At 45.2% G+C, this 15371-nt stretch carries 9 protein-coding genes; 5 read left to right on the forward strand and 4 right to left on the reverse strand.

All coding sequences use genetic code 11. From position 1 onward, the window contains the following. Positions 1-147 precede the first annotated feature (147 nt). Both J7529_RS04430 and J7529_RS04435 read left to right on the forward strand, forming a co-directional pair. Positions 148-2298 (forward strand): FAD-dependent oxidoreductase, encoded by a 2151-nt coding sequence (locus J7529_RS04430; protein ID WP_318727994.1) that lies wholly within the window; start codon positions 148-150, stop codon positions 2296-2298. Between the two features lie 189 nt (positions 2299-2487). Then, complete coding sequence (locus tag J7529_RS04435; protein WP_318727995.1) at positions 2488-7719, forward strand: AAA family ATPase; 5232 nt, start codon at positions 2488-2490, stop codon at positions 7717-7719. 41 nt (positions 7720-7760) lie between these two features. Here J7529_RS04435 and J7529_RS04440 read toward each other — a convergent pair whose 3' ends face one another. Next, entirely contained in the window at positions 7761-8435 is a 675-nt protein-coding gene (locus tag J7529_RS04440) for a response regulator transcription factor (protein WP_318727996.1), read from the reverse strand. Between J7529_RS04440 and J7529_RS04445 the strand changes: the two genes are divergently transcribed. Beyond that, entirely contained in the window at positions 8434-8562 is a 129-nt protein-coding gene (locus J7529_RS04445) for a hypothetical protein (RefSeq protein WP_318727997.1), read from the forward strand. The two genes, J7529_RS04440 and J7529_RS04445, sit on opposite strands and share 2 nt — an antisense overlap. Positions 8563-8569: 7 nt before the next feature. On the opposite strand, the gene J7529_RS04450 is transcribed toward J7529_RS04445, so the two are convergent. Then, positions 8570-9559, reverse strand: a complete 990-nt coding sequence (locus tag J7529_RS04450) for a DMT family transporter (protein ID WP_318727998.1) — start codon at positions 9557-9559, stop codon at positions 8570-8572. 445 nt (positions 9560-10004) lie between these two features. On the opposite strand from J7529_RS04450, the gene J7529_RS04455 reads away from it, so the two are divergent. Together J7529_RS04455 and J7529_RS04460 are read left to right on the forward strand one after the other, a co-directional pair. Further along, complete coding sequence (locus tag J7529_RS04455; protein ID WP_318727999.1) at positions 10005-11588, forward strand: serine/threonine phosphatase; 1584 nt, start codon at positions 10005-10007, stop codon at positions 11586-11588. A 41-nt stretch (positions 11589-11629) separates the two neighbouring features. After that, the gene (locus tag J7529_RS04460; protein ID WP_318728000.1) at positions 11630-12865 is read left to right on the forward strand and encodes a protein kinase domain-containing protein; all 1236 of its coding nucleotides are present in this window, start codon (positions 11630-11632) and stop codon (positions 12863-12865) included. A gap of 61 nt (positions 12866-12926) precedes the next feature. Here the strand turns inward: J7529_RS04460 and J7529_RS04465 are convergent, their stop codons facing one another. Further along, the gene (locus J7529_RS04465; protein WP_318728001.1) at positions 12927-13142 is read right to left on the reverse strand and encodes a DUF4327 family protein; all 216 of its coding nucleotides are present in this window, start codon (positions 13140-13142) and stop codon (positions 12927-12929) included. 284 nt (positions 13143-13426) lie between these two features. Next, positions 13427-15346: a glutamine--fructose-6-phosphate transaminase (isomerizing) gene (gene glmS / locus J7529_RS04470; RefSeq protein ID WP_271936762.1), complete on the reverse strand. Its 1920-nt coding sequence runs from the start codon at positions 15344-15346 to the stop codon at positions 13427-13429. Positions 15347-15371 lie beyond the last annotated feature (25 nt).

The raw sequence follows: 15371 nt of genomic DNA on the forward strand, positions 1-15371 counted from the left end.
CTTACAGGGATTTGGACTACAGCGTTTTGCCATCCGATCCGGAAATAGGTCTATCACTTAAAAATTCAGTTAAAATTCAAACAAATTTTTAAGCCCAATAAACACTGAGTGATCTGGATTTAAAATATACAATAATTTAAAGGTGTTGTGAACAGTGGAGTCAAAACTAGTATGGCTAAAGTAGCGATCTTTGGTGGTGGAGTTGCTGGAATGAGTGCTGCTCAGGAATTAATTGAGCGGGGATTTGAGGTTGAAGTCTACGAACTTAGAGAGATTCCGGGAGGGAAAGCCCGGAGCATCAACGTTCCCCATAGTGCTGCTCCCAGGAAAAAACCCCTGCCGGGGGAGCATGGATTTCGTTTCTTTCCGGGCTTTTATAGAAATGTGACTGATACGATGAAGCGCATTCCTTATAAGAATAATCCCAGAGGTGTTTTTGACAACTTAGTATCTGTCCCGTATCTCGCTCTTGCACAGTTAAATCAGAACTTGACTATCTTGCCTGCGAGCTTCCCTCATTCCTGTGGGGATTTGATCAAGGATATCGAGCTAATTATTGAAGCGATCGTGACCGATCAAATACCGCCTGTCGATATTAAATTTTTCGCCGCTCGCACTTGGCAGTTGATGACCTCTTGCCAAGAAAGGTTTATTGGAGAATACGACAAAATCAGTTGGTGGAACTACATTGATGCGGAGAACAGGTGCAAAGCCTATCAAAACCTGTTGGCACAGGGTTTAACTATGAGCTTAGTAGCCTCTCGCCCCCAACTAGCCAATACAAAAACAATAGGAGAAATTTTTATTCAATTGCTTTTTGATATGACTCGTACGACTAGTACAGATCGGGTTCTCAATGGTCCGACCAACGATGTATGGATCGACCCTTGGCTCGAGTATTTGTGCTCCAAAGGGACGAACTACCATCTTCGCCATCGCCTACGCCGCATTGAAGTTACCAAGGACAAACGGGGGAAGAGGAAAATCACGGGGGCGATTGTGACGGATTTGGAAACTCAAATCGACAAGCGTATTACAGCCGACTACTATCTCGCCGCAGTCCCGGTCGATATGATGGCTGGCTTGCTCTCGGAGGAAATCCTAGAGGGAGATCGCACTCTGGCAACGATTAAATCCCTAGGAACGAGTACAGCTTGGATGAACGGCATTCAATTCTATCTGGATCGAGATGTTGTTGACCTAAAGGGACACATTCTATATGTAGATACGCCTTGGTCTTTGACTTCCATTTCCCAACAAGCAGTTTGGAAGAAAGAGGAATTTCCCATGGAAGGATTTGGGGACGGCAACGTGAGGGGGATTATCTCTGCGATCGCCTCCGACTGGGGATACTTCATCAATCCCAACACCAATGAAATCGGAGTGGAATCTGCTTCTTGCAGCCTTTACCTCGGGGACAACAACAAGCCCGCCCAAGTTGCTTATCGAGACCAAATCAAAACCGAAATTTGGGAAGAAATGAAACACTCTCTTAAGAAAGACGGCAAACCCATTCTTAAGGATGAATACCTGCTCTCTTGGTTTCTCGACCCCGATATTACCAATACTTCTGACTGGGTTGATAATCCAGAAAAATTAGAAGAAGTATTAAATCTCTATCTTCCGGATTCTTTTAAAGCACTCTTTTTGTGGATTCATCAGCATGAGCGCGATTCCGTCACTCTTGAAGAAATTGCCAATCATCTCGAGATCGACCAATATGGAGCGCGCTTGGAAGTGAATGCGTTAGTTGCCAAAGGTTTTGTCGGACCCATTCCTCGACCCAAGGACTGTCCGGGAGCTAGTCCGACCTCCTGTACTCCTCCGCAACCCGGCAACGAAACCCTGTGCTATTACAGCCGCCTGCGCCATGATTCCTCCGCCAACATCAACAGCGAACCCCTCATGGTCAATGTGATCGATAATTGGAGTCTGCGTCCCTTGTCTTACAGCCAAATCCCCAACCTATTCCTCGCTTCGGACTATGTGCGAACGAATGTCGATCTGGCAACGATGGAAGGCGCAAACGAAGCCGCTCGCTACGCCGTCAACTCTATTATCGATGCTTCAGAGGCAAAAGTCCCCTACTGTAAAGTATGGAATCTCCGTCAACCTATCATTTATTCATTGCATCGCTGGTCAGATTGCCAACGCTACCAACAGGGCCTGCCGTGGAGTGGGAAACTCCCTTGGTATCTCAAGCCTTTGTTTCCCTTGGTTTTATTTTTGGGAATTCTAGAGATTTTGCTTTTGCAGTTATGGAGGTGGCTCCAACAATTGTGTCCTTGGTTGCGTTAGTGGATTATATACTCCGAGCTTGATTAAAAAAGCTTGGAGTATAACCGGTTTATATGGGGTGTTGCGGTGGGATTGGATTTACCATTATAGATACATTAGAGCAGAATCGGATCTTTCCTGCCGCACGATCGTGACTTGCTTTATCTATCTATTATTCCTCTGATTTTTTATATCCTTCCATCTTGAATCATGCTCAAGCTGTCGCAGTATCAAATCTTGGCTACACTGTCGGAAAATGTGAATACAATTGTCTATCGGGCAGTCACGCAAACCGATGGTACTCCAGTGATTCTCAAAACCATCCGGAAAAATCATCCTTCTACGGTGGATATTGCCAGACTCAAGCACGAGTACGATATCGCTCGACACCTGGATATTTCGGGAATCGTCGCTCCCCTTACTTTAGATGAATTTCAGGAAAAACCAATTTTAGTATGGGAAGATTTTGGTGGGCGAGATCTCGCTTATTGGTCGCACGAGAAACCGCTATCTGTCGAATGGGTTCTCTGGGTCGGACGGCAACTGGCAGAAACTTTGGGACATCTCCATCAAAAACGAGTGATTCATAAGGATATTAAACCCGAAAATATTATCTTTAACCCAGAAACCCAACAGTTAAAACTGACCGATTTCTCCATTGCCTCGCGCTTGTCTAAGGAAGCGGCGACTATAAGCAATTCCAATCTTCTCGAAGGAACCCTCACCCATATCTCTCCCGAACAAACAGGTCGGATGAACCGGGCGATCGATTATCGCACCGATTTTTATTCCTTGGGGATTACCCTTTACGAACTGCTTGCGGGAGAGCTTCCCTTCAAATCCAACGATCCGATGGAACTGATACATTGCCATCTCGCCAAAACTCCCCAGCCCCTTGATAGTGTAAATCCTCAAATTCCCGAAATCCTTTCGGGCGCGATCGCAAAACTCATGGCCAAAACTGCTGAAGATCGCTATCAGAGTGCCTATGGCATCAAAGCGGATTTGGAAATCTGCTGGCAGCAATGGCGGGAAAGTCAAACCGTGCGCCCCTTTATACTAGCTCAACAAGACCGACGAGGAACCTTCTCGATCCCGCAAAAGCTCTACGGTCGGGAATCAGAAGTGCGGCAATTGCTGGCGGCCTTCGATCGCACCAGCCAAGGCACAACAGAAATGATGCTGGTAGCAGGCTATTCGGGAATCGGTAAATCGGTTCTGGTCAATGAAGTTCATAAGCCTATCGTGCGACAGCGAGGCTATTTCGTCAGCGGCAAGTTTGACCAGTTACAGCGCCATAAGCCCTATTCTTCATTGATTCAAGCCTTTCGAGAATTGGTGCGCCAACTGCTTGCAGAAACGGAGCAACAAGTTACAACTTGGCGCGAAAAACTCACAGCAGCCCTCGGGAAAAATGGTCAAGCGATCGTGGATGTGATTCCGGAAGTCGAATCGATCATCGGTCCCCAACCGGCTCTGTCAGTCTTGTCTACCTCCGAAGCCCAGAACCGCTTTAATCTTGTTTTTCGGGCGTTTATTGACGTATTTACTCGCCAAGAGCATCCCCTCGTTATGTTTTTGGATGACTTGCAATGGGCGGATGCCGCATCGCTGCAACTCATTCAACTGCTCGTTACGAATCCTGACGGACAATATTTGCTCGTATTGGGTGCTTATCGGGACAACGAGGTGAGTCCCACCCATCCTTTAATACGAACCCTCAGTGAGATTCAGGAGATGGGAACAAACTTAGAGACCATCCTTCTCAAACCACTAGACTCAACCCACATTACCGAGCTAGTCAGCGATACAATCGAGATGGAGCAAACGGAGATTGAATCACTCACCCAATTACTCGTCTGGAAAACCCGAGGCAATCCATTTTTCTTAACACAGCTCTTTAAATATCTCTATGTTGAAGAAGTCATTAAATTCAATCTAAAAACGGGCGAGTGGCAATGGAATGCAGAAAATTTACTCGATATTGAAATCACTGAAAATGTTGTGGATTTGATGGTAGGGGAAATCGAAAAATTACCCCTTGCCACGCAAAATATCTTGCAATTAGCCGCCTGTGTGGGCAATCGGTTCGATTTGAGAATCTTGGCAATTGTCAATGAAAAGTCAGCTAAGATGGTTGCTGCCGATTTATGGGAGGCCCTTCAGTCTGGATTAGTCGTTCCTTTGAGCGATGCCTATAAAATTCCGCAAGTCGTCAAGGACTGCGAAACTTTGCAAATTGACTACAAGTTTTTGCACGATCGCGTTCAACAGGCGGCCTATTCTCTGATTCCCGAGGCAGAAAAGCAACAGGTTCATCTCAAGGTGGGTCGCTTACTTTGGCAGAGCATTCCACCAGAACAGTTAGACGAGCGTATCTTTGATATCGTTAACCCACTTAATATCGGGGCTGCTCTCATAGTCAAACCCGCCGAGCGGCTGGATTTAGCACGACTGAACTTGCAGGCTGGGTGCAAGGCCAAGGCTTCTAATGCCTACCACTCGGCGTTAGAATATCTGACGACAGGTCGGACTCTTTTACCAGAAGGGGCATGGCAAAGCGAATACGATCTGACCTTGCAACTTTATACTGAAGCCGTTGAAGTCGAATATCTGCTCGCTCGGCTTGACAGCGCTCAGAGCCTTTCAGAAGTTGCTCTCGATCAGGCGCGAACCCTACTGGATAAAGTCAAAATTTACGAGCTAAAAATCCAGTTTTTCATTGCCCAAAACCAAATGTTGGAGGCGATCGAGACAACACTCCCCGTGTTGGAATTGCTAGGGTATCCGCTAGAAACCGATGCGGCACAGTTGCAATTGGTGCGTTCTCTGCCGCAGTTGGATGAATTGGCAGATTATCCGGAAATGTGCGATCCCAAGCTACTGTCCGTCCTCAAAATCCTTACCCTCATTAGTGGCCCCGTCTACCAAGCCCGTCCGGATCTGCTGCCCTATGTGATTTACAACATCAAGAACCTCTGTTTGGAATTCGGTCACTCTTCTCTAGCAGCCTATGCTTATGGAGTAATCTTGATCCCATTTGATGTTGATTTGACCTATCAATCAGGACAAATTTCATTGCGGATTCTGGAGCAATATCCCTCCGATGCACTCAAGTGCAAGGTGCATATGCTCTTTAATTGCTTTACGGGTCATTGGAAAGAACCCCATCAGCACGGGATTAAAGCTCTAGAGGAAACCGTATACATGGGTCTTGAAACTGGCGATGTAGTTTATGCAGCCTATTCTGCAATGTTTTCGTGCGGCTACATGATGCTGACGGGGATGACACTAACGGATGTAGAAAGGGCACAACAGACTTATGTAGACCTACTCGCAAAAACAAAGCAGGATCATGCTTGGTATCCAGCGAAAACTTGGCGACAATTGACCCAAAATTTACGGGGCGAAGCACCGAATGTGCAAATCCTTGAGGGTGAATATCTCAGCCACGAGGAGGTAACATACATCGAAGCCTCACAAAATTTGATGTTGCTGTTTTTTGTATATTGTGCCGAGGTGATGTTGGCTTACCTGATGAAAGATTGGCAAACTGCTAAGACCAAGATCGCGATCGCATCCCAATACCAAACAGCAGCCTTTGCTTCTATGCTCGCTGGAGGCTATGTTTTTTATGAAACTTTGGTGCAGTTAGCCATTTATTCAGGTTTACCGCCAGAAGAACAGACAACAACTTGGGAGTCCATTCAAACCAATACGGCTCAAATCGCCAATTGGGCGAGTCACGCCCCTCACAATTATCAAAGCAAGCACGAATTGATCTTAGCCGAACAGGCACGCATTCAAGGGCGAGCGCTAGAGGCAATGGACTATTACGATCGCGCGATCTCCACTGCCCAGTCCAACGGTTTTTTGGCAGAGACGGGTATTGCAGCCGAACGTGCCTCTGAGTTTTATCGGAGCTTGGGACGGGAAAAAATTGCCCAGCACTATTTGCTCGATGCGATCTATGGTTACGATCGCTGGGGAGCCTTGGCAAAAATCGCTGCCCTCGAGAACGATTTCCCCACGCTGTACAATAGCTCTCCTTCCCACAACATTACCTCAAGAGATACTACCGGAACTTACGGACAGGTCTTAGACTTTGATACAATCTTCAAAGCTAATCGAGTTATTTCTGGACAAATTGTCTTAGATAGATTGCTAGTAGAGTTAATGCATATTATCCTGCAAAATGCGGGGGCACAAACTGGATGTTTGATCGTTGTTAATGAAGATGATTTAGTGATTGAAGCATCAGGAAGTGTTGATTCTGAGGAGATTATAGCCCTTCAGAATCAACCCGTAGCAGAGTCTAATACGGTTTGTCATGCGATCGTGAACTATGTTGCTAGAACGCAGGAAAGCTTAGTCTTAAATGATGCGTCTCATTCTGGTAACTTTACTCGAGATACTTATATTAAAACCAATCAACCTCAATCAATTCTCTGTATTCCCTTAGTCAATCAGGGTAAATTAATTAGTATGGTTTATCTGGAGAACAACTTAACGGTACGGGCTTTTACTGATGATAGAGTAAATACACTACAGGTTCTTTCCGGACAAGCGGCGATTGCCCTGGAAAATGCGTATTTATACCGTAATTTAGAGCAGAAAGTAGAAGAGCGAACTGCTCAACTGGCTTTAGCTAACGCAGAAATTAAAACATTAAATGAACAACTAACTTCTGAAAATCTACGCTTGAGTTCAGAAGTGGATGTTGCCAGAAAGATTCAACAGATGGTGTTACCTAAGCAAACTGAATTAGAAGTTGTGGAAAACTTGGATATTGCCGGGTTTATGGAGCCAGCAGATGAAGTTGGAGGAGATTATTATGATATATTAAAGCAAGGCGATCGCATTAAAATTAGTATCGGAGACGTAACCGGTCATGGTTTAGAAAGTGGAGTGTTAATGTTAATGGCGCAAACGGTTATTCGCACTCTAGAAAATATCCAGGAAACCAATGCGATTCATTTTTTAGAAATAGTAAATCAGACCTTGCATCAAAATTTACAACGCATGAACTCTGACAAAAATATGAGTTTAGCTATTCTCAATTATGAATGTGGAGTGATTCAGGTTAGTGGTCAACACGAAGAAATTATCGTGGTTCGAGCTGATGGACAACTGGAATTGATCGATACCCTAGATTTAGGGTTCCCTATTGGTTTAGAATTGGAGATTGGTGAATTTGTTGCTCAACAAGAGATTATCTTAAATCGAGATGATATTGTTATCTTGTACACGGATGGTATTACAGAAGCGGAAAATATGGAGAATGAGCTGTATGGGTTAGAGCGATTAACTCAATTAGCACAACAGTATCGGCAACATTCAGCGATGCAAATTCGTGACTTGATTATTGAAGAGGTACGCCAGTTTATTGGGCAACAAAAAGTCTTTGATGATATTACTTTGGTCGTACTAAAACAACGGTAAACTTAGAGCATTACGTTTTACCTACTAGAGAATAAACTAATCTAGTCCCGCAAAACATAGCCGACACCGCGCACCGTCTGAATTAATCGTTTTTCTTCGTTGGCTTCTAACTTTAAGCGCAGATAACGAATATAAACTTCAATGATATTGGAGTCGCCCATAAAATCATAGCCCCAAACCTTTTCTAAAATCTGGTCGCGGGTGAGAACTTGGCGGGGATGCATCAGCAAATATTCTAACAAATCAAATTCTTTGGCAGTTAGCTCGATCTCCCGATCTCCGCGCTTGACTTCCCGCGACCTGCGATCTAAACTCAGATCCTCAAAGGCTAAATACTCACGCTCCGATTTCTGCACTCGGCGAATCTGTACCCGAATCCTGGCCAATAATTCCTCAATATTAAAAGGTTTGACCAGATAATCATCTGCACCCGCATCCAATCCCGCAACGCGATCGCCAATTTCATCCTTCGCAGTCAACAAAATCACTGGAACATTCTCTCCAGTTTGGCGTAAACGGCGACATAAATCAATTCCACTTAACCCCGGTAACATCCAATCTAAAATCACCAAATCGGGTTTCAACTCTCGAATGCGGGTTAATCCGGTCAACCCATCCCCCGCAACACTTACCTGGTATCCTTCGTATTGTAGTTCTAATTCCACAAAACGAGCGAGTTTTGCTTCATCTTCAATGACCAGGATATGGGAATTCATGACTGTAAACCTAATATCAATTAAAAATTCAGATAATGATATAACCGGAAACTTAACTCACCATGATACTATGGCTGATCGAGTAGGAGCGAAAAACCCTTCGCCCCTACAGACGGATGCCGATTAATCCAACTCTAGGTAGACGACTCTTCACTAAGGATGCGATCGCTATATTGACTCGATTTGGCTAGATAAATTCCCCCTAAAACCGTAGCAAAAGCAATCATATTAATCAACGTCAATCCCTCGGCAAAAACAATCCAAGCAATTATCGCGGCAAAAACCGGATCGAGTAACAGGAAAATTCCCACTAAACCCGAAGACAGACGCTTGAGACTATAGGCTTGTAATCCTTGTCCCACCACTTGACAAACCACCGCTAAGGCAATCACAGACAGCCATCCAGAGACCGTAATCGGAAAGAGTTGGTCTTCAGCCAGCAAGACAACCGGCAGGGAGAGAATTGCGCCAACACCACAGCACCACATTAAGATTACCGTAGCGGGAAACTTGTGGCGTAGAGTTTCAATTAACATTAAATTAGCAGCAGAAAAGACAGCCGATAATAGGGCAGCAATATCCCCATTCAGATGTTCAGCGCCGACTTGGAAATCATCGAGTCCCAGAGCAATCGCCCCAATCAGAGCAATGAGTAAGCCCATTAAAAATGGCCGATCAAAGGACTCACGGAAAATGATCCAAGCCCCCAGAGTTGTAAATAAAGGCGTTAGGTTATGTAAAATGGTAGAATTGGCGACACCGGTTAGGGTCAAAGACCAAGCCCAAAAGGCCAAACATCCCCAAAACATCACCCCTGCACCGATTAACAAGATCACATCCCGTCGATTGAGCGGTTCAACGTTTGGGTTGGGATCTAGAGAATCGCTGTTTTTCCACTGTTCTAGGGCATAAACCACTCCCAAAACGATAAAGGCAATCCAAAACCGGTTGAAAATCGTAGAAAATGGGCCCAACTCTCGTTCACTCAAGCGAATGAAAATGGCAGCAAAGGATAAAGAAGCGATCGCCAAAAAGACAGCTAATAGGGCAGATACAGTGGAACTGATTTTAGGAATTTTAGGTAAATGGGGTTGAATTGAGGGTAAGGCTCTGGTAACAGACATGATCTTAGCAAGGGTTATCCTTGGAGTAACAGGAGTAGCGGAAGGAGGTTGAGTCAATTTTTTAATCCTCTCCTTCCAATTATCTTAAGATTGCGATCGGATAGCTCAGACATCATTTTTGCAATTTGTTACACAATTAAACGGCTCTTCATTGAATCATCAAACTGAGACAATATAATGACCATGGGAAATCTAACCTGCTATCCTGAAAGGTGCAAGAGATTGTGCGATTCGATTGTGTAGCGATGCCCAGCCTTATCGCGCAGCAATGCCCAGCCTTATCACATTAGCGATGAGTCACAGATCGCCACCGTCCACCCGGTTGTCCAACTTCCCTGATTATTGTTATCTATTCTTAAGCCACTATTCTGGATTCCCAGAATCTCCAGACGTACTAATTAACAATTCTCCCAAATCAAGCTCAAGACTAACCCTAAACAACCCTATGGATATCTCACCCAATGCACAAGTTATTCTTCCAGAACTCGCCCAGATTTATCGAGCGCTAGAATCACAACTCAATGAAATGGATCGCCATCGTGTCCCTTCCCTACAGGAATCTTGGCTGGAAGACGAAAACAAGACAGTTACAGTGATCGAGGACCGCTCGGACTGGAAAAAAGTGGTAGATCTGTGGCGGGAAGAAAACATGCCCTCAGAGCAAATTATCTTTATGTTCCATGAGATGCTCGATCTCTGGGAACAGCTCGAAATCGTCCATTGTCGCCAAAGCCTTCTAGAACTAGACAACCTTCTGCTCGATGAAGATGAAATTCTGTGCCTCAAATGCTTATATCCCGATGGCAACCCAGAAGCAGTCACTCTTAAAGAGTTAGGTAAACTGTGGCACAAACTCTTTCAACAATCAGATATGACCCAAGTGGGATCATTACTGACCCTCTTTCAAGACCTGAAAGCGGAAAAAATGACCGCCGTTGACCAACTCCGCGATCGCCTAGAAGACATTTTAGCCGAAGAACAAGGCAATCCAGACCTAGACCTAGACAGCGATCCCGAAAGCCTTGCCCCCCTTTATTCTGAAGAAGAACTCGATCAGGACAAAACCCAACCTATTGACTACAACGACTATAACCCTGCTGCATTTTCTCCATCTGCCCCTACCCAGTTTCCCAGTTCCACGGGTGCCCCCTTTGAAGATATGCCCACCGTGGTTTTACCGATGCAACTGTTTAGCCTCGATTATGCAGGAGCAACGGATAAGGGGATGCAACGAGACCACAATGAAGATAGTTTTCTGATTCATACCCAACTAGAACGCATTGAAGATAAAACTGGGCGTACTATCCATGCCAAAGGCTTGTATATTCTCTGTGATGGGATGGGTGGACATGCGGGTGGAGAAGAAGCCAGTATGGTTGGAGTAAAAACCCTCAAAGAGTATTTTCAAACCCATTGGTTTGATTTACCCGATTCTGACTCTCGTTTACCTTCGGCTGAATGTATTGGAGAAGGTATATTACAAGCCAATCAAGCCATCTATGACATTAATCAATCCCAAAGTCGTACCGGAAGTGGACGAATGGGAACTACCTTGGTTTTGGTCTTAATTCAAGATGTCCATGTGGCTGTTGCCCATGTGGGCGATAGTCGGTTATATATGTTTAGTCGAAAACAGGGGTTAAGCGTACTGACTCAAGACCATGATGTTGCCCAACGGGAAATTAAGCGTGGATTAGAACCCGAATTAGCCTTTGCTCGTCCCGATGCCTATCAGTTAACTCAAGCATTAGGGCCACGCCATAACGATTTTGTCAAACCGGATATTTATTGTTTTGAACTCAATCAAGATAGTCTATTGCTGTTAAGCTCCGATGGACTTACGGATAATGATTTAGTAGAAAAGCATGTGGGGACGCATATTGAACCTCTGATGAGTTCTCGTGCCAATCTGGAGCGGGGAGTGAGTGATTTAATCGATTTGGCTAACGAACATAATGGTCATGACAATATTACAGTGGTTCTAGTTCGGGCCAAGGTGCGCCCTAATTTAGGAGGATTAAGCCGTTAAGTCAATATTGAGTTGTTCTGTACTGTTTGAGATACGTCAAGATGATACAAGGGACGATCGCCCTCACTCTATTAGATCCGAAGAAAGGAGAGCCACTGCAAAGCTGGGAATTTACTCCTCAAGGGAAAGTTCGTATTGGCCGGGCCCAGGATAATGAAGTGGTGCTTTCTAATGATTTGGTGTCTCGGTATCATTTGGAGTTAGAACCCATTCCACATCAGACGGATGAAACGATCGCCTGGAAAGTCACTAACCGAGGCACAAATGGCACGCTGGTGAACCATCAAGCTATCTCCCAAATGATAATCGAGAGCAAAAGTCTGATCCAGTTAGCTGCTGGGGGGCCAACTTTAGAGCTTACCTTTCTGAATCAGACAATTGCTCCCCCCCCAACTACATCAGGATGCACCCATGAAGGCAATGCTCCGAATAATTTGTTTTGTATCCATTGTGGTCAACCCTTGCATGTTGAAAAACAAGTGCGGGATTATCCGATTTTGCGAATTTTAGGTCAAGGGGGTATGGGAACAACCTATTTAGCCTATCCTCCTCAATCGAAAAAAAGTTCATCTCCGTTAATCGTACTTAAGGAGATGAATTCTGATTTAGCCCGCATTGCCAAGGCTAGGGAGTTGTTTGACCGGGAAGCTCGCACCCTGAAGGGGTTGAACCATCCCGGAATTCCTCGCTTTTTTGATTCGTTTATTGAGGAGGGTAAAAAGTATTTGGCGATGGAGTTAATCCATGGTGAGGACTTAGAGCGCTTGCTCTATCAACAGGGGCCGTTTTCTGCACCAGTTGCCATTGAGTTGATGATTCAAACCTGCCAGATTTTGGGTTATTTACATAGTCAATCACCCCCGATTGTGCATCGGGATATTAAACCGGCGAATCTATTGCTACGTCGCTTAGATCGTCAGATTGTGGTGATTGATTTTGGAGCAGTTAAGGAGATTGGAACGCCCTTGGGAACTCGGATTGGAGCAGAGGGCTATAGTGCCCCGGAGCAGGATCGAGGACAACCAGTAACCCAATCAGATTTATATGCGATCGGGCCGACACTTGTGTTTTTACTAACTGGAGAACAGCCGCTTAAGTATTATAAACGCCGCCGAGATCTCTCCTATCGTTTAGATTTGCAGTCTGTGGAAGCGATCGCTCCACCTCTGCGGGATGTGATTGAAAAGACAACAGCTCCTAAACCCCGCGATCGATTTCCCAATGCTCAAAGATTAGCGCAAGCTTTAGACTCTGCACTTTCAGCTATTACGGGATAAAGGAGTTTTGGGGTTTGAAACTTATTTTCTTGACAATGGGTTCTTGGCCCTTAGCGTTGCATTAGTCTTCCCATTCTTCTACAGCTAGGAGTTCACTCACCGGGTCTTGCATAGAGAAGTCATAGGCTTTCAATTCTTTTTTCCAATATTTCCACTGATCGCCATACAAAAAGGCCATTTTCCAAATGCCATCTGTCGGTTTTAGGATATTAGAATCAACCAATGATTTCACTTTGGTTTGCAGTTTAAACATTGGGTGAACAATCTGTTGTTTCATACAACCTTGATTCATATTTGAAGTTTGTCAAATCTTTTCTATGTGTACTTTCCTAGTGGCGAGTTAGGTTTCTCGTGAGGATTCTGCAGAATTAGAGAACAAGAACAGCTAGGAATTATTTTTCTTGTTACTTCCTCACAATAGCATAACACGCTAGGAAAGGGAAGACTTGCATCGAAAAGTTTTTTTTATCCGTGAGGCAATAGGCAATAGGCAATAGGTAACAGGAAATAGGTAATCAGCTATCCCCGTGTCCCCATGTCCCCGCGTCTCCCCTTATCCGCCTACTCTACGGTCACCGACTTAGCCAGATTGCGAGGTTGATCGACATCAAGACCTCTAAGGGCAGCAATGTGGTAAGCCAGTAACTGGAGAGGAATCACTGTAACCAAAGGAGAGAGAAACTCATCGACCGTAGGAATGGCTAAGATTTGGTTGAAAATATCCTGAGCTTCGAGGGAGTTTTTAGGGGTCACTCCAATTAAACGAGCATCTCTGGCTTTGGCTTCTTGGGCATTGGAGAGCACTTTTTCATAGAGATCTCCAGGAGTAGCGATCGCCACAACAGGCACTTTTGCATCTAACAGGGCAATAGGGCCATGTTTCATTTCACCAGCCGGATAGCCCTCTGCATGAATATAACTGATTTCTTTGAGCTTCAATGCCCCTTCTAAGGCAATAGGAAAATTGATCCCCCGACCCAAAAAGATAAAATCGCTCGTTTCATTAAACTGATGGGCCAACTCACCAATATAACGATCCTGCTCTTCAATCAGCCTCTCAATCAGCGCTGGTAATTCCCGTAACTTCTTGATGATACTCTCGATAACCTCCGGTTTCAGGGACTGACGGCGATCGGCTAAATCCAACGCCAAAGCATAAAACGCCATCACCTGAGCACTAAACGTTTTCGTTGCTGCCACTCCCACCTCTAAATTGGCATGGGTATTAATAATATAAGGAATCAACCGACCCAACGAACTTTCCGGCCGATTTGTAATGCCCAGCATTCGGGGTTGATAGGCACTTAAAGGGTGGGCCTTGCGCCGCTCTTGTTCCATCCCTAAAGCTGCCAGAGTATCCGCCGTTTCTCCTGACTGAGTAACCCCAATAGTTAACGTATTGGCTGTTAAAGGAGGGGGAGAGTAGCGAAACTCCGAGGCATATTGAACACAAGTCGGAATACCCGCCCACTGCTCTAGCAAATGCTTTCCAACTAACGCCGCGTGCCAACTGGTTCCACAAGCCACAATATAAATTTGCTCTAAGTTTTCATACAAGCTCTTAGGCAAATTGAGTTGCACCAGTCCCTGGGAGGAGACAGACAGGGAAGACTGGCTAGAACGGGTTTTATCCTGGGGTTGGAGATACCATTCGGGGTCAAAATAGGCATCAAGTTGGGTTCGCAGAACCGTTGGTTGCTCATAAATTTCTTTGAGCATAAAGTGGCGAAATCCTTGTTTTTCGGCGCTGCTGGGATTCCAGTTCAGGGTTTGGGGGTATTTAACCCGTCGCTCTCCCCGGAAATCATAAACTTCAACTCCCAGGGGAGTCAGACGAGCCATTTCTCCGTTATCTAAGGGCAGAATAATATGGGTATGGGAAACCAGAGCAGGGGTATCGGAGGCGCAGAAAAATTCCCCTTGACCAAATCCAATCACCAGGGGAGCTTGTTGGCGAACTACAATCAGTTCATCGGGAAATTGGGTCGAAATAACGGCAAGGGCAAATGCCCCCTCTAACCGGTTCACCGTTTGCCTCACAGCTTCTAGGAAAGAACTGGGATTACTCGATAAATAGTCAGAAATCAGATGGGGAATCACCTCAGTGTCTGTATCGGAAACAAACTCATGACCTTTTGCCTTCAACTCTTCTCGCAGTTCCCGATAATTTTCCACAATTCCATTTTGCACCACCGCCACCGTTTCCTGTTTATTCGTATGGGGATGGGCATTATACTCCTCCGGTTTACCATGAGTCGCCCATCGAGTATGGCCAATTCCCAACCGCGCCTTGTCTTCAACTCCCCTGAGCTTATCGCGCAAATTATACAACTTTCCTTTAGCTTTGATGGCGTGCAGTTCGCCTTCAGAAATCATGGCAACGCCTGCCGAATCATAACCTCGATATTCCAGCTTCTCTAATCCAGAAAGGAGAATATCCTGAGCTTCTTGAGTGCCAATGTAGCCAACAATTCCACACATTGAATCGATTACTCCGAGTTGTATT

It is taken from the genome of Roseofilum sp. Guam (assembly GCF_017746735.1).
In the GTDB taxonomy this organism is placed as follows: Bacteria; Cyanobacteriota; Cyanobacteriia; order Cyanobacteriales; family Desertifilaceae; genus Roseofilum; species Roseofilum reptotaenium.